Below are 20,841 nucleotides of genomic sequence, written 5' to 3'. Positions count from 1 at the left end.
TACTAACAAGACGTTTTACTGGATTTTGCTAGCTTTTACTGGCTGACCAGCAATAGTTTTTCCCTTTCCCCAGAAGTTCAACGGTAAAGAAGTAGCTATTCCCACTAGAGAAAGCAGGCCAATTGCTTTAATAGTCACTATAATACCGAAATGATCAGCAATCCATCCCAGCAGGGTTACTCCAATGCCACCGGTACCGATGGCAAACCCCAGCATCAGCCCGGAAGCCACTCCTACATGATTAGGAAGAAGTTCCTGGCCCAGCACTACCGTAATGGCAAAAGTAGAAACAATGACCGCCCCGAGAAGGCTTACCACTACATAAGCCCAAAACCCGGAAGAATGTAAAAAAGCAAAAATCAGCGGACCGATCATTACCATAGATCCTATGATTACCCTTCTGCCTCCTACTGCATCAGCCAAAGGACCGCCAACCAGCGTACCCACAGCACCGGCAATCAAAAAGGCTGAAAGAACGTAGCCGCCTTTAGCTGGATCGCCGTGGAGGTAGTCCTGATAGTAAAAGGGAATGTAAGTAACCAGACCAAAATGAATCCAGGAACGGGCAATGACATAAAGCAGCAGTAGGATGAGAGGAAGCAAGCTCTTCCCCTTACCGGTATCCTCCAAACTGGCTGAACCCTCTCCCTTACCTTCTGTGGTCTCCTGGGCATTGGCAGGTACCTGCTGCTGGTTCATCCTTTCCCGAATGACGGGCAAAGACCGCCACAAAAAGAAACTCATGGGTAATCCAATTAACAGAAAAAGCATCGAACCCCGCAAACCCGCCCAGGTTAAAAAGACAGTACCCAGTAGAGGACCCAGACCGAAACCTAAATTACCTCCTACGGAAAAGACAGCCATGGAGGAAGCTTTCCGGTGGCCGCTCAAAAAGCGGGCGGTCTTTGACGCTTCAGGGTGATACGCGGCCACACCTAACCCGCTCATTAATACCGCCAGCAGTACTAAGGCGTAGTGAGGACTGATTCCGGCCAGGCCAATACCCACCAGTGACAGTAGGCACCCCACCGGTAGAAGCCAGTCGCTGCTTCGCAGGTCGCTCCATAAACCAAATAAGGGTTGAATTACAGAAGAACTGATATTGGAAACCATAACCAGAATTCCTACCGCAAAATAAGAAAGATTGAAAGCATCCCTAATTTCCGGAATTATTACCGGCAGCGCTCCTTGAGCCATATCGGTCACTAAATGCCCGAGACTCAACAGCCACAACAGGTTTAAATTTTGCAACTTCGATACCTCCCTGGCTGGTAAATTTTAAAACCGACTGGTTTTCGGTACACCATAAAAAAAACAAGGTATTAACTCTGCTCTTCTGGTAGGCGGTTTGAGACCGCTGGGAAATACCCATAAAAAATGTGGGGCGGACATTGGCTTCGGGTGATTAGGGCGTTTTTCGCAGCTTATTGACAATAGGCTTGTCTGCTTCCGTAAACTCGTAATTGTCTAGTTCTTCCTTGGTTACCCACCGGTAACTCTGTCCTTCCCGCGGAGTTACATTTCGGCTCAGTAAACGGCATTGATAACACAAAAGTAAAATGTGCCTGTCCTTATACTTGTGAGAAACAACTTCGAATATATCCCTCACTTCCACCTCTATACCCAACTCCTCGCGCAGCTCTCTGCGCAGCGCCTCCTGGGGATGCTCTCCTTCTTCTACTTTTCCCCCTGGAAACTCCCATTTCAAACCCATATAACTGCCCGCGGGTCTTTGAGCAATAAGGATTTTCCCGTTCGCCTTAATCAACGCTGCAGTTACTACAATCATAACTTTCCTCCCTCCCATCGACCCCGCCGATGTCCTTACTTTCCTGTATTCTCTCGAACCTCGAGCAAGAACCGGCGCAATTCATCGGGATTCAATCCCGAATCCGCCGCCCAGGGCACCATGTATTTTTCGGTAAACTTAATGAAGGAATCCAAGGCTCCCGTTATATAGGTCATACATTCCTCCGGGTGAAGTATTTCTTCCCCGATGCGGGAAACCAGCAATAATACCTGTGTAACCGTATATATTAGAAAACAACTGGTCCATATCAAATGGTGCTCCAGCTTGGAACCGCCAACCCAAAGCACGGCAGTTTTCCGGTTAGGTTCCTGCAGGTTAACCCTCTGCACCGCTCGAGCCTGCAACCAGCGAAAAGTAGCATGCGTTCCATGGTCTGATAAAAAATCGTAAATCGGGTCAAACTTCTCCCGGCCGAGCTTTTCCCTTACAGCCGAAGGAGAAAGTTCCTTTAATATTTTTTTCACATCATCTCCCGCCCAAACCTCTATCCACTCCGGGCAGTTGTGAAACAGTTCCACCTTGTCCAGGACCTCGAGCACGGTTCTAATGTGGGCGTTGGCCTGGGTGTAATAATTATGGCGGGCCAGGTGAGTAGCCGCCAGTATTTCATCAATACACCCGAATAACAACCCCAGAATGCTCACGTCAACCGGCTCATGCCTTTCTGCCCTGGTCAAATCAAAAAGCAAATCAAGAACTCTTTGAAGATAAATTTGGATAAATTCGTAAGCTTCTTTCCATGCCTCATGTTCACCGGAAGGAGAAACCTCCAAAGCCCGCAGTAGTTCCCTGACGTTAAAATGTTCTCCCCTCGCCAGGGAATACAGCCGCCGGGACCTTCGTCGTTGAGGAGAATCCGGTAAATTCTCTACATTGATTTCCGCCAGATCAATCAGGGACTCGAAGACCTTATCGGCATACTTTTGGGCTTCATGGTCCATCTCGTCGTAATGCTTGGAAAGCCAGTAAAGCAAATGTTGTAAAGTCTTGTCGAGGGTAACACTGTCCGGTGAGGCCCCGGGAGGCACCAGTGAAAGCATATATCTTCGTATGTCAGACCGCGTAATCATCGTCTACTACCTCGTCTCTTTCGAAAAATCCACAGTTTGTAAGCCTTCACCACTAATTATTCCAGCATTAGCAGAAAATAATCATGGGGCTGCCCTCCCGGCAGTAACTCGACTTCAATATCCGGAAACGTTTCCCGAAGGGCGTCTGCAACTTTTTCCGCCTCGGATCGGGTAACCTTCCGGCCGTAAAACATGGTCAGTAGTTCATAATCTTCGCCAACCAATTGTCTGACCAGTTCCAGGGTAGCGGTAGCGACGTCTTCGGCTACGGCCAGCAATTCACCCCTGCTGAACCCCAATACGGACCCCTGTTTGAGGGAGCGGCCCTGCCAGGTACTCTCCCGGGCAGCAAAGGTCACCCGCCCGCTCTGGATGGCCTGAATCCTGACCAGCATATTTTCGTAATTTTCTTCCAGGCTGTTTTTGGGATCATAGCTAAACATGGCTGCCAATCCCTGCATCACATCTACGCACGGCAAAACCTTGACCTTCCTGTCGCTCACTGCTGCGGCCTGCTCCGCGGCAAGACGGATGTTGGAATTGTTGGGGAGCACCAAAACCTGTTCCGCGCGGGTATTCTCTATGGCCTCCAAAAGTTGTTGTACACTGGGGTTCATGGTATCCCCACCAGCAACTACCTCTGTGACCCCTAGATTTTTAAAGGCTTCGTCCAGTCCCTCGCCGGGGGAAACTGCCACCACAGCCATAGGAACCGATACTTGAACCGTCTGCCGGTGTTGTTCAGACATATTGTCAATCTTGATATCATAGAGAGTTCCGTACTGAAGCAGTATCTCCAGGGCTTTGCCCGGATGGTTGGTATGCAGGTGAAACTTTATCAGGTCTTTCCCCTCTACCAGAAGCAAGGAATCTCCCAACGTTTCCAGCTGGGACTTAAGCTCTTGCAGGTCCGGTTTTGTTCTATACTTTAGAAGGGCCTCGGTGCAATAGGTAAATTCGAGGGAGGAAGTAGAAATATCTTTAAATGCCTGGGGGACCACCGGAGTAGTCCCCCTGCCCGCAGGCAATTTTTCTAAAACCTCCCCTTTGAGACCCGCCAGACAGCCCTCCAGAAAGACCAGTAAACCTTGTCCACCGGCGTCTACCACTCCCGCTTCCCGGAGCGCCGGCAGCTGGGTGGGAGTTAAGGCCAGAGCACGCTCTCCTACCTCGACCGCCTTGGTCAACACCTCTACCAGGCTGTTGCTTTCCCTTGTGGTTTTTCTGGTTCCTCGGGCAATCTCCCTGGCTACAGTCAATATAGTGCCCTCCACCGGGGAAGAGACGGCCTGATAGGCGTAGACCAGTCCATACTGGAAAGCCTTGGCCATTTCTGAACAGGAAACTGTGTCTTTGTTCCCCAAAGAACGGGCCAGTCCCCGCAAAAACTGGGAGAGAATCACTCCCGAATTGCCCCGTGCCGACATCAGAGCCGCTTCGGATGCCAGCACGGCCACTTTACCTAGGGGTACGTCATCCGGCAACTCTTCCAGAGGAGAAATGGCTCCCGAAGCCGTCATTGTCATATTGGTACCTGTGTCCCCGTCGGGCACCGGAAATACATTCAGTTCATTAATCGCTTTTTCGTTCTGCTGCAGGTAATAGGCTGCCATACGCAGCATATTTTTTAATTGCAGACCGGTAATTTTCTCGGTATTGTTGTCCACGCGCTGCAAGCAAACTTCTCCTTTCTATCTGGCGAAGAAAGTTATTCCCAGGGCTCCGGGCCCGGCATGAGTGGCCAATACCGGCCCTGCTTCCAAAACGTGTATTTCAGCCTGTGGTGCTTTTTCCAACACCTGTTGCTTCAATTGTCCGGCAGCTTCCGAGGCCGCTATGTGGAGCACTCCCAACGGCCCCCTGTAATTGGCGGGCAGTTCTTGTAGCATCCGCTGTACGGCCTTCTTGAAGGTGCGCACTTTATCCAGCACGTTTACCTGCCCTTTAACATATAAAACGGGTTTAATCTTGAGCAGGGTGCCAATCAGGGCGCTGGCACCACCGATCCGCCCGCCCTTTTTAAGATATTCCAGGGTTTCGAGGACAAAAACCAGGCGAAGCGCTTCTACATCATTTCTCAAACGGGAGACAATTTCTTTGGCCGCTATGCCTTCCCGGGCATATCGCAAAGCCTGCCGTACCACCAGGGCCAGGCCCCCGGCCACACTTCCTGAATCAAGAAGATAGATACCTTCCTCCCCTACATTTTTGGCCGCAGTCTGGGCACTGGTCATAGTACCGCTCAGTTTTCTAGATATAAAAATTCCAACAATATCATGTCCTGCTTCCTTTAATTTTCGAAAAACGGTTTCAAAGGCAGCCGGCGTCGGCTGGGAAGTGGTTGGAAGCTGCGGAGAGTGTTTTAGCCGGTATAAAAATTCGGCCTGGTTATCCAAGCTGTCTTCCATCGTGTCCTTACCGAACAAAACAGTTAAAGGTACAACAGTTATTAAATCCCGATATTCCTTTAACCACTCCTCGGGAATATAGGCGGTGGAATCGGTTACAATCCTAACCGGACGCAAAAAAGCCCCTCCTTTCGTTGCCTTTCTCATTTTACCACGAAATATCGACATTGAACACACCGTATGTTGGCATACTTTCGTTTACAAAAAGGTTATGTCGAATAGCCTTCAAAGTTTATTCCTAAACGTAATCTTCAAAAACTTGCTATTTAATTTGTAAAATGTTTTACTGAAAATAGATGTACCATAACTTACACTTTGGCTGGAAATATTAGGCGGGGGGTGAAATAACGGTGACCCGTAAGGTCAAGTGTATGAAAGACCTGGAGATCTTCGAACCTCTCAGCGAGGAAGAAAAAGAACAGGTAACCAAGTTGGCCCGGGCCGTATCCTTCCGTAAGGGGGAAATAATTTTTGCGGAAGGCGACCCGGCCGATACCATTTACCTGATCCGCGCCGGAAAAGTTCTTCTTTATAAAATCTCTGAGGAGGGCAAAGAAATCTCCCTGGACATTCTTCAGCAAGATGATATTTTTGGAGAAAACACCATTTTTGATAATGTTCAGCATACAATGCATGCCAAAGCGCTGGAAGATACGTTTGTTTGTACCTGCTCGCGGAACGATTTCCTTCACCTTATCAAGAATCCAATGACAGCCTTTAAAATAATCAAGGCCCTGGGGGAAAAATTAAATAATTATACCGAGCAGATGGCCAGTATGGCCTTCCGGGACGTTAAGGGGCGGGTGCTGGATACCCTGGTTCGTTTGGCTAGAGAATACGGTAAAGACACTCCGAAAGGCATTAAGATAGATATATCTTTAAACCACCAGGACCTGGCCAACCTGGTCAATGCCTCCCGGGTAATGGTGACCAATACACTTAATGTTTTGAAACAGGAAGGGAAGATAGCTGTTTACCAGCGCCGGTTCTACCTCCTCAATCAACCACCGGAGAAGGAAGTAGTGCGGCATGTATAATTTAAAAGACTGTGATGAAAGCCATTACGAAATGGTTTTATTGAGACTGGTGCGGGAGATAGAAACGGCCCGCTGGGCCCTATATGAAATCAAAAAGGGATCGAAGATAGGCAAAATCCTTAAGGATATTATTTTCCTCATCAGCACCGAGCCCAGACTTAAAGAAGAAACCAACTGTATAGATGTCGGTTGGTTGGCAGAACGGCTGGTAGCCACCGGATTTGACGAGAACCTGGTAACCCAGGTTATAACCAGGCTGTTCAGCCCAAAGACCGGCCATTGAAAAGATTGCCTTGAAGGCATTTTTTTGTTTTTGTAAACCATTTTACAGAGTTATTTGCCATCATCCATTATTATCGGTACTAGAATTTACCAAAAAATATTAGAAAGGAAGTGTTAAAACATGTCTGTACGGGAAACCATCAAAAGTCAAATTATCCAAGCTCTCCAAGGAGCTACTTTCCCTATCTCCTCGCCGGAGGAGTTGCTGGCCGCCTTTCCAGAGGGCCCCGATACAACCTGCCGGGCCGGCGAAATTGAAGTAACGGCAGGCGAAGCCGGTAAACTGCTGACTGCTGATGATTTCCCCTTTAACAGCGCTGAAGAAGTGGCTGAAACAATTGTCAGCAGAGCCGGGTTCTAGCGGAGGCGAATAACTATGAAGCTACTGGCCGTTAACGGTTCCCCCAACCCAAAAGGGATTACCCAGGCTTTACTCAAGCAGATTGTCAAGGCGGCAGCCCAAGAAGACAGCATTATTAACTTGCGAGATTATACTATCTTACCGTGTCTGGGCTGTCGCTCCTGTGTAAAGACCAACGTCTGTATCAGAAATGACGACTGGTCCAAAGTTGTTGCTTCCCTGGCTGAAGCGGATTTGCTGGTCATTGGCTTTCCTACTTACTACGGAGCTGCGTTAGGCTTAAATGCCCTCACCCATAATTTTCTGGAGCGCTGGTTTTCTTTGAGGCACCGCGGTTTTAAGCTAAAGGCCCGCAAAGCGATTGCCGTGGTTGTCAGCGGTGAAGGCCATGCTGAATTCGGCCTGCAAAGCATCAAAACTTTTCTCGAAGTATACCATGGAATGGAACTGGCCGACAGTGTCACGGCTGAAGGAGTAACACCATGCTATCTATGCGGTCAGGGCGAAACCTGCGTTCTGAGTTGTGTTAGGGCCAGGCACGGGGAAGACGTGGTTATCACTGCGGACCTCATTCCCTCCCTGGAACGCCAGCCGGAGGTTGTTGATAAGGCAATTGAAATCGGTCGTAAAATTAAGACAGGACAAATTTGAAATTGTGCAGACAGGCGGTCTTACACCTCGGCGTTCTTAAAAACATTCAAAAGGTAAAATAGAGGCTTCCAGGTAAATTTGCCCGGAAGCCTTTTTGCTGAAATACACTTCCTAATCAAAAAATTGCGGAAAGGGTTTTTGATTTCTGCCGCCAATAATACAACATAGAAAATAAATGCAACTTTAGCGTATCAAAGAGACAAGGAGTTGTAAAATTGAAGAAAAGAATTTTACCCAAAAACTACGTCCGTAAGCTTTGGCGTACAGCTGTGGAATTCAAACTCCTACAGCCTGGAGACAGGGTTCTGGTAGGTTTTTCGGGAGGAAAAGATAGCTCGTTCCTGCTCTATGCCCTAAAAATACTCCAGCATAACTTCCCTTTTTCTTTTGAATTGGGGGCAATTCATGTGGATATGGGGTTTGAAAAAGACTCAGATCCGTCTCCTTTGGAGGAGTTTTGTCGAGAGTTGGGTGTTCCCTTCCACCTGCAACCGTCTCGTATTGCCCAAATAGTCTTTCGGGAGAACAATGGGCAAAATCCCTGTTCAATCTGCGCTCACCTGCGGCGTGGAATAATAAACGACTACGCGGTTAAAAAAGATTACAACAAAGTGGCCCTAGCTCACCATTATGATGATGCAGTCGAAACCTTCCTGATGAGCCAACTTTATTCAGGCCAATTGCGTACCTTTTCGCCAAAAACTTATCTGGACCGAACCGGGTTAACAGTTATCCGGCCATTATGCTACTTCCGGGAATCCGAAATCAAAGGTGCTTTTCGTTTCATTAATTATCGGCCAGTGGCCAGCCCCTGCCCCTTAAACGGACGAACAAAACGACAGGAAGTTAAGGAGCTTATCCGCTCTTTACTGAAAAAAAACAAACTAGTCTTTGACAACCTGGCCTCTGCCATGCGTGAAGGAAACCATATAGAACTGTGGCCATCTAAATTATCAAGAGAGGAAATGAAGAAAAACTATCGGGAATTTCAAAGCAACCACTCCCCAGAATCAGACTTCTCACGGGAGTGAAAACAGTTTATCTCGATGGCCTTCTCTCCAACACCTGAAAGACCAGATTCTGGCCGTCGGGCAACCCCATGAAGGCTCCTGCCTGCTTCCCGGGATGCCCAGGCGGGCCACCTTTTCCCCTTTTGTGTTTACAACCCAGATACTGCTGGCCTCCAGATAAACTCCGCCATCTATGGATATCACCTGAAAAGCCGATTATTATTCGTTCCGGTATCCCGAAGGTTTAACACAACTTACATTTAACTTTTCAAAATCATTATCAAAAGAACACACTCTCTCTTCATGGGAACGGGCCACTGCAGCGAGGTATGCGTCTATAAAGTCCACGTTTTTTTCCGCCATGTCTTGCAAAGCCCGTATGGCCAGATCGGAGTTTTCGGCCTGGATGCCGTCCGCGTTTATAAAGGCAATCAACGTATCAGCAATCTCCCCTTTGGTTCCCCTTATCCAAAATCTTCTGGGAAAGCTTGGCAGCCACTTCTCCCCGCACTTTTTCTTTGCCGGGATATTTTTTTGTGGCCGGCAAAGAGGCATACAGCTCCGTTAAACGCTTGCGTTTGAAAGTTGGTGACCTTGCCATATTTGTCCACCTATCTTACCACACATCCCAAACATTTATTTTCTTATCACAGTTGGGAAACCCTCTAGACACTTACCTAACGGAGGAAAGACATCCGCTGGAATAATTTTCAACATGCTCCCCATCCTTACATAAAAATTATCTTAAATCTCTAGATCTCTAGATAAAAAATTCCCTCACAAAAATCTCACATCCCCGATATAAAATTAAAGCACCAAAACCTTTGGCCATGGTGGAGGTGCAATAACTCTTGATCAAAGATGTAGAAGTCTTGAATATCTTTCCCCTGCATTAAAGAGCGCTGTACGTCAATTGTCCGCTGGTTGCGGGATCCCCGGTAGAGTAAATTCAAGTCCCTTTCGGCCAGGACATAAACCTGTCCACTAATCAGTCGCTAACCTGCAGAAGTTCCCAGACAAAAGGGTTGATCTCCGCGAGAGCAGGATTTGCTCCAAGAGTATCATTATTTAAGTTGAGAACCGTTTCTGACATAACCAATTAGATTGGATTTTAATGATTTTTCGGGGAGTATACACACAATCCGCATACGAAATAAATATAATAAAATTTAGAGTTTCGAAAGTAATTCATTAGCCGCACGGGCAAGTAAACTCGCTCGTTCAATAACAAAATCACCGTATCGCTCGCGAATATTTTCTTCACCCCAACTTTTTTTCAGCATTGCTTCGCCGCTCTTGGCGTCCTTAAAAAATGCTGGAACCAGATGCTCGTCTAGCTTTTCCCTGGTAATTCCGTACTGCATAACATATCGCCAAGGCGGTTTGCCAGCTAGTTTATTAACGTTTGTGCGTTCATTGAGGACCGTAATATTACCGAGAGCATGGATATCATCATTTGCAATACCTGCTTTCCTGAGCAGGCTACGGGGATAGATGTGGTGCCATTGTGGCGCAAATCCTGACGTTATAGGGCTACCCGTCTTATCATAACCGATACGTGTACCGTCTACCCAATCATGTGCTCCTCGTTGGAATAACACTAGATAGACTAGCAACCTCAAAAAACGGCTCCCGCCGCGGTCGTACCGGTTGAGAAAATCTGCAGCATCAACTTTTGGTTCAACCCTAAGGCGTTTTAAAAGGCTTTCCAGTGCAGCGTTAAAATGTTTCGCTTCATTGATTGCCCTTACATCTTCATTAAGGTTAGTAATTGCAGAACCGCTGTAACGTCCATCACGGCTTGCTAAAAGGAACCAGCGTAAGGCTTTTCCAAAAGAATAACTTTTACTATTACCCCACCGAGCATGCAGCACAAATAGAGGGATAAGTGCATTCGCCGATGGAAGGAGGTCAGCAGTCATTACACCAAACTCAGCCAAACGCCTTAAAACGTCAGTTATAACCTGGCTAGTACGCTTCCAAACTCCCGGGAGGTTTGTCTGGTTCCAAAATTCCTTCGGTACCTCAGCCAACCGAGCCCGACCATATCCAATGGCTGTCATAGTGCGAATGAAAACACCAGGGTCCAAATCCCACCCCCGATCTTCGAGATCATTACGATATGGAAGGAATTGATCCCGCACCCAACCGGGATTGCCTACAGCAGCAAGGGCCAGATAGACGTCAGCCTCCTTGACGCGCGTACCCGCTTGGTTTAAACGACGGAAAATTTCCGCCACATCTTCAACTTCGTGTGAAATCTTGATGATAGGTATATCCTGGTCACGGATTCGCCAAAGGCGCTGAATCCGTGCATTTACTTTTCCGAATAACTCCATTTTTTTACCTGTATCAGATTCCAATTTCTTTAAGACCTCTTCGGTCAGCTCGGTCAATTCCTCTACATTTTTGATTGCCAGGATGCTGCGCAGGCTTACCCACCGAGGGTCACGCCGCCGGATGGGGTTTGGTAAGGCAAATTCCAATTGAGCTCCATTCGCATCAGGCAAAAGGTTAACCATTACATCGTAACGATCCAAAGCCTTATTCCAGTCATCATAACTGGCCCACCAGTAAGGTTTCTGCCCCATTAACAAACATAGTGCCGTCGTCCGTTGCTGGCCATCCACAATCCACATTGAAGCCTGAGTCCCTTCCGCCGTTTTAGCTTCTCGATATTCAGATGAATCCCATAACAGAAAGGAGCCTACTGGGTATTCCCGGTACAAGGATTCCGCAAGTAGCTTTACCTGTTCTGGATCCCAAACAAACTCCCGCTGAAACTCTGGAATGTCCACATTCTTGCTTACGGCCTGCTTGACAATTTCCCATACCTTAAGCTGCTGAAGCGCCATAGGTAAGACTTCGCCCTCCCTATTGATTTTATATCTATATCACCATCACCGCGTTACTTGTAAGCTCAGTCCGTAATAAAAAAATCTGCAAGCCCCCACACCCTTCAATTAAGATTGCGCCAGTCAAGGGTGAAGGGCTAAGAGCTATATGCCACATTTAACTCGGGCTACATAGTCTTAGAATACAATCACTCAATTTCCAAGTCTATCCCCAACTGTCGGAACGTTTCTTTGATTCGGTCCTCATATTCTTGCTCTGAAATCGCTCCATCTTCAGCAAAGATGGTGATCTTAATCTTATCAAACTTCGTCTGAAGATAACCAAAGGTCCCCATTAACTGTGACATCTTTCCTTTAGGGACATAAAATTCTAGATACACTTTTTCTCGGACTTCCTTCTTTGAATTATCTACACCAATTTCAGTAACATCTGCCGGCTTTTCAAAGACCGGAGTTGGAACACCGATGTCTTGACCATCAACAGGATAACTTATTTCTGTTTTTTCCTTTTGCCGCTGTTCCTTACACAGGGATTCTTTAATAATTACTTCGCTATCACATAAAGCCACAGTCGGCATTTCCTTGAAATAGCGGCACACAGCTCTATTTTCCTCTAATTCGCCCAACCCAAAAATTCCGCTTCTGACGCCCTCAACAATACTAGAAATAAGCACGTTGCTATCAATCATCCGCGGTTCGCCGGGAGTTTTTGAAGTTGCTTGGTAAATCTGTGCCGTTGAAACGTAGTCTTTCCCCGAAAGATACTTCTCTCGGATGACTATCGGGGCAATCCGCTCGATAATATCGCCACTGTCCCGCAGCTTATTATATACTTCGCAATCAAGGGTAGTAGTGTCCCCATAGGTAGGAATGCCGAGGTCCACTGTTTTAAAACCGCCCCGGTCTGGAACCGCAACCATCCGATAAAATCGTCGCAGATGTTCCCTGGTTTCTTCCTGCAGTTTTTTCAATTCCCCGCGAACCGTTTTCTTTTGCTCTTCTGTCAAACGTAACTGGCTGTCTTTTTCAAGCGATTCATAAGCTAATTTACGCCTCAAAGTTTTATAAAACGATGGGCGTTCAGGTTCTACGGGATAGAGAATAAACAATGTATTGCGATATACCCTTGGTGTCTGGCCTTTTGTCGTAAATATTTGTTCTATTTGGGCTCTGTTTTCCTGCGGTAAGATAACAAGTTTTAAATCTTCTGTATCCGGGATAGTAGAAGAATCTGCTTCCCAGATAAACACCTTTAACTTGCTGCCGCCCAAATGACTTTTTAATAATTCCTTTTCAAGTTCGACTACTGCAGAATCTTTGATATTCTCCATCTTGGTCAGGACAATCCTATTCAAATTAGGTAGATTGCTGAAGAAATATTTTCCATCCTCATTCTGCAGGTAAAACAACCGCGTTTTTAGTTGCTCCAAAACCTCAGAGATGATACTGGCAGGATTTGTCAGTGTCGTTGCCGAGCGTTTAATATCTGTGGCTGTCGCTCCCCGTTCTACCCCGCCGGAAAAGGAATATAAAAAGATGACCGTAGCTGTTCTTACGCCGAGGCGTAATCCTTTGTACGCATCGCCCAAATTGACGTCAACCTTCTTCGCCCCTGAATTGTTGTCGGTAATATCTGCAGCAATCACGCCGTTGTATTCTGAGCCGATATGTTTCAAAAACTCCTGCCTGATTTCCTGGTTGGCCAGGTCGTATTCTGCCGGCGTAATATAGGGCAAATTTTTATCTTTGACGGAGTGGATCAAAAGGGACAACAGCCGCAAAACGCCCCGGGTCCTCTGAAAGGCAGGGAAGGAACCCCAGCGGTGATAGAGAATATCGATTAAATCTGGAAGAAAGGGGTAAGAATCAAGAAACCTGTCCCGGTATTCGCTGGGCTGGACACCTGCGGGAAGAATGTTTTCTTTTTCGGCATAGTCAACGAAAGCTGATACAACTGCTTTTGCCTCTTTCTCGTCGATGGAGCTGAACAGGCGTTTGCGGATGACCTTTGTGATCTCCCGATCCTCAACGGGTGTATAAATTTTTTCCACGCGGCCGGATATTTTTTGCAGCTGCTGGAACAGCCGTTCGGCTGCCTCATCATAATGCTCAACAACGCTTGCCGGAAGAGTAATCACCAAACAGGCTTTTTCCAGCGTCGCCACCGCTTCCGTGATTTCCTGCATAAAGGCCATGGTCTGCCCGGCCAGGGTGCTCTCGCCCACCTTCTCGCCTGAGGCTTTGGTGGCATAAGCAAGGACCTCATCCATCAAAATCAGCACAGGCTCTTGTTCCGCAAGTAGGGAACGGAGGGCCTCTTTGCCGGGACTGATGAAATCCTTAAACCGCTCTATTTTACCTGTCAACTGCTGTTCCATTAATCCCCAGATGGTCTGTTTGGAGCTCATGGCTGTCCCCACAATGACTACAGGTTTTGCGCCCCACTCCCTGCATTTGTGGTACATGGCAATCAGGGAGTGGGTCTTGCCGCCACCAAAGGGTGTCTGGATCTGGATGACCGGGTCGCCGCCCCTGCCCGTCAGCCTCTTCTGGACAATACCCAAAAGGGTTTTCAGCCCCCGGGTCAGATATGTTTTCTTAAAAAAAATTTCCCCATCCCTGTATTCATCAGGGCCTCGGCCCTGACAGACCTCCCACAAATCCGCCGCAAAGACGTCCATGGTCAGGCGGCCTTCCAGGATATCCTTATGGGGCACAGCGATGGTATGAAAAGCTTTCACTTAAACAACCTCCCTTCTTTAATTCCAATTTTGGTTTCCTCGCGAATCCTTTCTTTCCCGGTTAAAAAGCCGTCCAGCCATTTCTTTTCCGTGCTTTCTTTGGAAAGGGACTCGGAAACGGCCTGGGCTACTCGGTAAAAAATATCGTTCCTGCCGTAACCTGTATCGGTTAACACCTTCAGCATACTGGTGCGGTCGCCTCTAGCCCACAGAATCAAAGCCAGATGCAGAACATCGATTAATTCAGCAGAGTCTTTCAGCTCCTCAGGTTGACGATCTTGCGGGCCCAAAACCCGGATAAACTCTTTTTCTTTTTTGATAAACCCCCTGTTCCACAGCTGGGAAAGGTCGATACTGCAGCCTGCCGCCAGTTTCCTGGCTTCATCAAAGGGCACCTTTGCCTCGCCATAATTCCACCGCCAGAGGACATAGAAACGGGTGAGATCCGAAATGCCAGAGGCAAATCCGTTGTGGAGAATCTGCCGCACGGCATAGTCGGTGGCCATCTCCCGGACATCCGCCAAGAGTCTATCTGCCCGGATGACGTTGCCTTCGTAGTCCATCACCTTCTCATATTTGCCGAACACCTCAATGGCCGAGCCGATAGCAGCGATGAAGAAATCCGCCCCACCGATGCCCTCCTGCCAGAGGTGCTCAAGTTTTGCTTGGAGGTAATTCTTCAGTTCCTCTTTGACCTGGTTATAGATCCCGGCAGGCTGCCGCTGCATTTTGCGGGCAACGAGGTAGATGGAAGAAGCTAAAGATGCAGTTTCTTTAGCGTTCAATCTCACTTGCATTTCAGTATTAAGAGGCCAAGCAGCTGTGACAATCAAACCCGAATCAAGTAAGGAATTAATGAGCGTTTCCCATCCTTCGGTCGACTTATGAGCATAAACGATGACGGCAATCCCATCAGGTTTGAGCACCCGGTAAATTTCCTGGAAGGATTTTTTGAGCATTTCCTCGAAGAATTTTTTACCGTCCTCCCAACCGCCGGGACCGTTGGAATAGGCCACAATCTCCTGCTTCTTCGGTGTTAAAGGAGTGGAAAACAGTTCTGGATGAACGTCTCCCAGCGTCCGTTTGAGCCAGACATAAAAGAAATCGGACAAATAGGAATAAGGTACATTGTCGTAATAGGGTGGGTCGGTAAACACAGCGTCGAAGTAATTGTCGGGATACGGGAGCTGGGTGGCGGAGGAGTTAGTGATAAACGTATATTGCTTTAGAAAACTAACTCGTGGCAAAACATTCCTTATAGTTCGCACACTTACTATCTCTCCAATAAAAGGATTTCTCTCTCCGTAATCCCATAACATAGGTAATGCTTGGCGACTAAAAATCCAGTGATTGTCCTCTTTATATGCCAACCACGGGCACAAAACAGAATTCCACGAAGAAAGCTTATCTACTATAAAACTTATATAGCTCACCACCGCTCTGGCGTAATCCTCATCCACCCCTTCATCCAACAGCCTGCTGTAAACCTGCCGCACCTTCTCCACAAATGTAATCAATGCCAGCTTCTGGCGGCTGTTGAACAGGTCACCCCAAACTTCAAAATCATATAATGGTAATTGACTTCCCACTGCTCTATGACTATTTTTGGGCGGTATTGGTTCATCTGGCACCGGGTCCATGCCCCATTCGTTCAAAAGCTTTTCTCTTTTCTTTTGCAGATACTCTTCCGCCTCAAAAAATACAGCCGTATCTTTTTCAGTCGCCAGACGGTATCTCTTGCCAGTTTCACCTTCTTTGGTTGTCACCACGGCAACCATCCTCTGTCCGGCTTTGCCTTCCTGAAATAGTTTCCGAGTTGTATTGGCATCAATGGTGGACCCGCACACTGGACAGGTAGCTACAGCTCGAGATACCGTCCCCTTTTCCGGCTTAAACCCTTTCGGCATTTCTTCGTAGCCGGTGCCAACAACCTTAAACTGTACCCTTTTACCCTCCACATAGGGATAGAGTGCCACTTTTTTCTTGTTCTTTTTAGCCAGCCAGAACTGGCGCATTAGGGGAATCTCCGCACCGCAGGCGGGATTCTGGCAGGGGATGGTCCGCGCCCAGATATAGCCGACCGGGATGCTTCCATCCGAGTCCTGTGGATAAAACCGGCTTATTTCCTTTTTCGCCTCTACCAGAACCCATTGCCCCCATTTTTTGACATCCTCAAGTAGGGGATTGACTTCTTTCTCTACCTCTATAATCTGTCCTAAGTACTCTTCCTTAACTTTTCGCTTTACCGGTTTCCCGTATTTTTGGGGATATTCCAGGGTGCACTTCTGAATGAGCACCGCCACCGGGTTGTAATCGTTGGAATAGGTCTCACAGCCCAATCGAAGAGCTTCCAGGGGTATGGCACCACCGCCGCCAAAGGGGTCTAAGACCCTGGGCGGTTTACCGCCGTTCGCCTTCAAAATCTCCTCACGGGCTTTTTGAATCATCTGCTCGTTGAGGGAATTTTCCCATTTGGAAAACTCGATAATGAAATTCCTCTGCTCATTTTTTTCTTTTTCCGTTTTTGGCGCGGGAATCAGCGCCGCATAATTGGTTGCCCTGGAAGAAGCCAATGGCCGGCGGGCCCACCAGATATGGAGGGTCGATATATGGCCGTGACGGATATTTTTCTCCTTGGCCGATTGTTCGCTCACTTCCCTTACCGGAAAGGTTTCCTCGATGAAGCGTTTACTTGCCAATCTGATCTGCCTCCTCTTTTATTTTCTGAGCTGAAACTATATAACGAACAATTTCAAGCTTCTCTTCAGGCTTAAGATTTTTGGCAGGATTGCGAACAATGTATAATTCAGGTTTTTTACCTGCGTTTAAAATGGTATAGAGATAATAATCATCGCCTAATCTTTGTGCCTTAAACCATTCATTAGGCGTCAAAGCCACCGGCCCGACCCCTGCCCGGGCCTTAACTTCGATGTACCGGATATTCCCTTTTTCATCCTTTGAACGGATATCAAATCCCAGGTTTTCCGAAGAAACATCCTCGGGGGAGCGACCGTGCTCCCGCTCGTATTGCATGGCTATTTCCATGCCAATAGTTTCGATCTCTTCGCTGCTCCTCATTGCTTCAGGAATGGTCTCTGCAGGAATAACCCGAACAACGCCTTTGAATCGTGGCATGCCTAGGGTCAGGCTCCGCTCTTTCTGTATCTCGTTTTTTAAATCGGCTAGCGCTTTTTCGTATTCTTTTTTTCTTTCGTTTTTGTTATAGATAACAATATCTACATTTTCGCCGTTTTCCTTTCTGATGTACAGGTCAATCAATTCGTTGTCCAGTTTGGTAATCAGATATTCCAAGGATTTTATGCCGTAGCGTTCCTTGATCTGGGCCTGGCGTTCCCGTTCCCTGGCCAGTTCCTCGCGATATGCTTCCAGCCTCTTTACCACGTACCCAAAGGTTTGTTTTCTCAAGGCTTCAATATCAACACAAGCTGAGAGGCTTCCATCAGCTTCTTTGAAATCCCAAAGAATTGCCGGGGAAACCTCTCTTACTCCTAAATCCGATACGTAGAAGCTGAAGAGCCTTTTACCCGCCACCTTGTTTGAACCGTCTTTGACCTCGGCCTCATAAAAGCAAAGGTATCCATCGTACTTGCCTGCAGGGTCGATAAAGGTTGTCCCTCGCAACGGGGAATCACCAAAATGACGTTGTATCCATTCCATCACCGCTTCAAAAAGCGGGTGGCCGAAACAGATAAACTCGACATCCTGATTTCTAAAGGCGATATCTTTGTCAAAAGTGACTCTAGGGTAACGTTTCAGAAGGCTGCCGTAAGCCTTCTTGAAATTTTCTTCTTCAGCTATCTTACGTATATCAAAGGGAATGCTGTCAATGGAAAAAACCCCGTTTCCTAGTTCACGATATTTACCACCAGCGCGAGAAAAAGCCTTTTTGAAGAAATTTTCCGTGTATTCGGGAATAAGCCTGTACTCCCGGGCCTTCTCAGCCATTTCTTTGATCCTGGTGTAGTCAATAAAACGGGTGGCCAAACTTTCGCCGAGATTCTCTTTAACCCGAGCAATGTATTCGGGGTTTACCGTAATATCGATGTCCTTAAGGATTTCATCGAGCCTGCGGGATTTTGCGGCGGCTTCCATGAGCAGCTGAGCCAGGTTCTTATCATTCAGAATTTCCCCTAAACAATCAAACACCTTATCATGGCCAAGGGCTTCCTTTATCTCTTCAAGTTTATCAAAAAGGCGTTTAAGGACTTGTCCTTCCCGGGTATCCTCGGCGACAAGGTTGATCACATAGACTTCCTTTTGCTGGCCGTAACGGTGAATACGCCCCATGCGCTGTTCGAGGCGGGTCGGGTTCCACGGGATATCATAATTGATCATCAAATGGCAGAACTGCAAATTGATACCTTCACCGGCAGCTTCGGTGGCCACCATTATCTGAGTTTCATTTTTGAATCGTTTTTCTTCGTTAATCCGCTCTTCCAGTTTCATGCCGCCGTGAATGGTGTTGACAGAATACCCCCATTCCCTGATTTTTTCCTCAAGGTAAGTAAGAGTGTCCCTTGATTCTGTAAAAATTAGGATTTTTTTATCTCTTGGGTCATTATACTTTGCTTCCAACTCCCGCAACGAAAACTTTAACTGGCGGAGCTTTGCTTCTTCTTCCGACTGAACGATGGCCTTTGCCTGCTGGATCAAATTAGTTAGGGTTTCGATTTCTTTTTTTAGTTCCTCCTTATTTTCCGAAACGCTTAAAGCCTCCCACATCTCTTCTGTCTTCCAGCGGTTTTCTTCGTTCATATCCTCAACATCTTCAAAGTCTATGTTTTTAGTTTGTAATGTATAGTTGTCTGCTGCAGTCAAAAGCTCTTCCAGGCGCTTTTTTCTTCGCTCCAAAGACTTCCACAGCGCAAAGACGCTGGAAGCAAAACGGCGCTGCAGAATAACCAGGGCAAAAGCAACATTCCGTTTCTTGTCTTTGGCAATGGCCTTGTTGTACTGGGTATTGACATATACCGATAGGTCGTTATAAAGCTTCTTTTCCCTAGGAGATTCCACGCCAAGGTTAAATGTTTTGGTCATAACGTGCCTCGGTAGAAATAACGGTTTGCCTTCAAAGTCTTTCAAGTCCTCTTTAACATGGCGGATAAAAAGCGGATTTTCTTTGTTCTGAATAGATTCCTGCACCATGTCAGCAGTAGCAAAGAACCCGGGCTCTAGCAAATCCAGAAATAAACGAAAATTTTCGCTGTCTCCTTTATGAGGGGTTGCTGTCAGAAACAACAGGTGTTCCGTTTTCTTGGATAAAACCTCGCCAAGCTTATACCGAATCGTTTTTTCTGTCTTCTGACCGTAGCGATACGCGCTCATTTTATGGGCTTCATCGACAATAATCAGATCAAAATGGGAGGCGGCAATTGATCGCATTACATCTTCCTGCTTTGCAAAATCTATAGAGGTCACTATTTGATTCTCCCGATCCCAAATATTTTCTGCATAAAAGGCTTCCATGAAGTTCCGGTCAACAGGAACAAAGTTTTCATTAAACCTCTCTTTTAATTCCCTTCTCCACTGGTCCTTAAGATGCCCGGGTGCTACGATAAGAATCCTTCGCACTATATTGCGGAGTTTGAGCTCTTTGATAATAAGGCCTGCCATAATGGTTTTCCCCGCTCCCGGGTCGTCGGCAATCAAGAAGCGAATCCTCGGCAGTTTCAAAACATAACCGTAAACCGTTTCTATCTGGTGGGGTAGCGGGTCAACTTTGGAAGAATTCATGGCCAGAAGGGGGTCAAACAAAGAGGCCAATTTATAACGTGTTGCTTCTAAAGCAAGAAAAACTTTCCACGGTTCTTCATTACAAACAGCATTAGCGTCAATAACGGTGATTCTGGACAATTCTTCCTCCGAGAGCAACTGATCAACATGCACCTTTGATTGCAAAGTAACCCCCACTATATGGACATAGCCAGAAGACTCCTCTATAAAATTGATTTCTACTGGCTCAGGCCAATAAGGACCTTTTACAATTTTGTTTCTTAAATTACTTATGGCGTTCATCCCCACTAGTCCCAGCCTCCTTTTTCCAAGCGCTCATGGGCAACAGCTGCAGGAATGGCAACATTTATGACAAAGTAATTTCATATCGTTTCCATCCTGTGAAGTTTTTTGGTAACCTTGCTTAAAAAGATTCTTCAACGAGATAAGGAAAGCCTACTTTTTTGTTATTTATAAGGATTTATATTAAGTTTTTCAAGAGTACTAAATAATTTCCTTCGGGGAATTTGCATAGATCTCCAAAACAGTTATTTCCCCCATTTTTCGCCGTTGGTGGTCATTTTTCCTGCTTTTACCTGCTATTTGAACTCAATCAAAAAGGCCTACCAGAGAGGTGTCAACCTGTCCGACGAGATCTTGTGTTTCTTTACTGTAAAGACAAAAAATGGCTAACCAAAAGGTCTTCCTTTCGGTTAGCCATAAGTAGCAAATCGATTAGCCGAGTTCTACAGGAGAAGGGAGCCGACCCCTTCTTTCCTTATGCCTTAATACGCCCGGGGCGCTCCCCTTTGCTTACGTCTGCTTCAGGCACTTTTGTCGCACGTATTTTGAGCGAAATTTATACAACGGGGGTGTTTCGATG

Annotated in this window: 16 protein-coding genes; 5 read left to right on the top strand and 11 right to left on the bottom strand. The window is 46.9% G+C overall.

What is annotated here, in order from left to right; all coding sequences use genetic code 11:
• Positions 1–15: 15 nt before the first annotated feature.
• The 5 genes from KKC1_RS00575 to KKC1_RS00555 all read right to left on the bottom strand — a co-directional run bounded on the left by KKC1_RS00575 (position 16) and on the right by KKC1_RS00555 (position 5,405).
• Positions 16–1,251: an MFS transporter gene (locus KKC1_RS00575; protein ID WP_088552570.1), complete on the bottom strand. Its 1,236-nt coding sequence runs from the start codon at positions 1,249–1,251 to the stop codon at positions 16–18.
• A gap of 154 nt (positions 1,252–1,405) precedes the next feature.
• Positions 1,406–1,789, bottom strand: a complete 384-nt coding sequence (mutT, locus tag KKC1_RS00570) for an 8-oxo-dGTP diphosphatase MutT (protein WP_088552569.1) — start codon at positions 1,787–1,789, stop codon at positions 1,406–1,408.
• A gap of 35 nt (positions 1,790–1,824) precedes the next feature.
• A complete protein-coding gene (locus tag KKC1_RS00565) occupies positions 1,825–2,880 on the bottom strand; it encodes a hypothetical protein (protein WP_088552568.1) in 1,056 nt (351 codons plus the stop codon).
• A gap of 56 nt (positions 2,881–2,936) precedes the next feature.
• Positions 2,937–4,547 carry a DAK2 domain-containing protein gene (locus tag KKC1_RS00560; protein ID WP_238134150.1) on the bottom strand — a complete coding sequence of 537 codons (1,611 nt, stop codon included), beginning with the start codon at positions 4,545–4,547 and terminating at the stop codon, positions 2,937–2,939.
• A 24-nt stretch (positions 4,548–4,571) separates the two neighbouring features.
• On the bottom strand, positions 4,572–5,405 hold the full coding sequence (locus tag KKC1_RS00555; RefSeq protein ID WP_192868006.1) for a DegV family protein: 834 nt from the start codon (positions 5,403–5,405) through the stop codon (positions 4,572–4,574).
• 233 nt (positions 5,406–5,638) lie between these two features.
• Here KKC1_RS00555 and KKC1_RS00550 point away from each other — a divergent pair, with 233 nt between their 5' ends.
• From KKC1_RS00550 to KKC1_RS00530, 5 genes are all read left to right on the top strand, one after another.
• Positions 5,639–6,325 carry a Crp/Fnr family transcriptional regulator gene (locus KKC1_RS00550; RefSeq protein ID WP_088552565.1) on the top strand — a complete coding sequence of 229 codons (687 nt, stop codon included), beginning with the start codon at positions 5,639–5,641 and terminating at the stop codon, positions 6,323–6,325.
• Positions 6,318–6,608, top strand: a complete 291-nt coding sequence (locus KKC1_RS00545; protein ID WP_088552564.1) for a hypothetical protein — start codon at positions 6,318–6,320, stop codon at positions 6,606–6,608. Before KKC1_RS00550 ends, KKC1_RS00545 begins: the two co-directional genes overlap by 8 nt.
• A 120-nt stretch (positions 6,609–6,728) precedes the next feature.
• Positions 6,729–6,968, top strand: a complete 240-nt coding sequence (locus KKC1_RS00540) for an MTH865 family protein (protein ID WP_088552563.1) — start codon at positions 6,729–6,731, stop codon at positions 6,966–6,968.
• Between the two features lie 15 nt (positions 6,969–6,983).
• Complete coding sequence (locus KKC1_RS00535; RefSeq protein ID WP_088552562.1) at positions 6,984–7,619, top strand: flavodoxin family protein; 636 nt, start codon at positions 6,984–6,986, stop codon at positions 7,617–7,619.
• A 215-nt stretch (positions 7,620–7,834) separates the two neighbouring features.
• Positions 7,835–8,650, top strand: coding sequence for a tRNA 2-thiocytidine biosynthesis TtcA family protein (locus KKC1_RS00530; RefSeq protein ID WP_192868005.1), 816 nt, complete (start codon positions 7,835–7,837; stop codon positions 8,648–8,650).
• A 198-nt stretch (positions 8,651–8,848) separates the two neighbouring features.
• Here KKC1_RS00530 and KKC1_RS16640 read toward each other — a convergent pair whose 3' ends face one another.
• The 6 genes from KKC1_RS16640 to KKC1_RS00505 all read right to left on the bottom strand — a co-directional run bounded on the left by KKC1_RS16640 (position 8,849) and on the right by KKC1_RS00505 (position 20,261).
• Complete coding sequence (locus tag KKC1_RS16640; RefSeq protein ID WP_238134148.1) at positions 8,849–9,064, bottom strand: PIN domain-containing protein; 216 nt, start codon at positions 9,062–9,064, stop codon at positions 8,849–8,851.
• A 4-nt stretch (positions 9,065–9,068) separates the two neighbouring features.
• Positions 9,069–9,230, bottom strand: coding sequence for a hypothetical protein (locus KKC1_RS16625; protein WP_238134147.1), 162 nt, complete (start codon positions 9,228–9,230; stop codon positions 9,069–9,071).
• 568 nt (positions 9,231–9,798) lie between these two features.
• Positions 9,799–11,484, bottom strand: a complete 1,686-nt coding sequence (locus tag KKC1_RS00520) for a DUF262 domain-containing protein (RefSeq protein WP_088552560.1) — start codon at positions 11,482–11,484, stop codon at positions 9,799–9,801.
• A gap of 188 nt (positions 11,485–11,672) precedes the next feature.
• Entirely contained in the window at positions 11,673–14,225 is a 2,553-nt protein-coding gene (locus KKC1_RS00515; protein WP_088552559.1) for an ATP-binding protein, read from the bottom strand.
• Positions 14,222–16,924 (bottom strand): DUF1156 domain-containing protein, encoded by a 2,703-nt coding sequence (locus KKC1_RS00510; RefSeq protein ID WP_088552558.1) that lies wholly within the window; start codon positions 16,922–16,924, stop codon positions 14,222–14,224. The genes KKC1_RS00515 and KKC1_RS00510 overlap by 4 nt, the downstream gene beginning before the upstream one ends.
• Complete coding sequence (locus tag KKC1_RS00505; RefSeq protein WP_088552582.1) at positions 16,914–20,261, bottom strand: helicase-related protein; 3,348 nt, start codon at positions 20,259–20,261, stop codon at positions 16,914–16,916. Before KKC1_RS00505 ends, KKC1_RS00510 begins: the two co-directional genes overlap by 11 nt.
• Between the last annotated feature and the right edge of the window lie 580 nt (positions 20,262–20,841).

This window comes from Calderihabitans maritimus, assembly GCF_002207765.1.
In the GTDB taxonomy this organism is placed as follows: Bacteria; Bacillota; KKC1; order Calderihabitantales; family Calderihabitantaceae; genus Calderihabitans; species Calderihabitans maritimus.
Note: the sequence above shows the minus strand (reverse complement) of the source record. Positions and strands in the feature narration are given on the sequence as shown.

Bases quoted from the DNA above. Each gene is read 5' to 3' on its own strand.
- KKC1_RS00545 (WP_088552564.1), top strand. From the start codon at position 6,318: ATGTATAATTTAAAAGACTGTGATGAAAGCCATTACGAAATGGTTTTA.
- KKC1_RS00540 (WP_088552563.1), top strand. From the start codon at position 6,729: ATGTCTGTACGGGAAACCATCAAAAGTCAAATTATCCAAGCTCTCCAA.
- KKC1_RS00535 (WP_088552562.1), top strand. From the start codon at position 6,984: ATGAAGCTACTGGCCGTTAACGGTTCCCCCAACCCAAAAGGGATTACC.
- KKC1_RS16625 (WP_238134147.1), bottom strand. From the start codon at position 9,230: ATGGCAAGGTCACCAACTTTCAAACGCAAGCGTTTAACGGAGCTGTAT.
- KKC1_RS00520 (WP_088552560.1), bottom strand. From the start codon at position 11,484: ATGGCGCTTCAGCAGCTTAAGGTATGGGAAATTGTCAAGCAGGCCGTA.
- KKC1_RS00505 (WP_088552582.1), bottom strand. From the start codon at position 20,261: ATGAACGCCATAAGTAATTTAAGAAACAAAATTGTAAAAGGTCCTTAT.
- KKC1_RS00565 (WP_088552568.1), bottom strand. From the start codon at position 2,880: ATGATTACGCGGTCTGACATACGAAGATATATGCTTTCACTGGTGCCT.
- mutT (WP_088552569.1), bottom strand. From the start codon at position 1,789: ATGATTGTAGTAACTGCAGCGTTGATTAAGGCGAACGGGAAAATCCTT.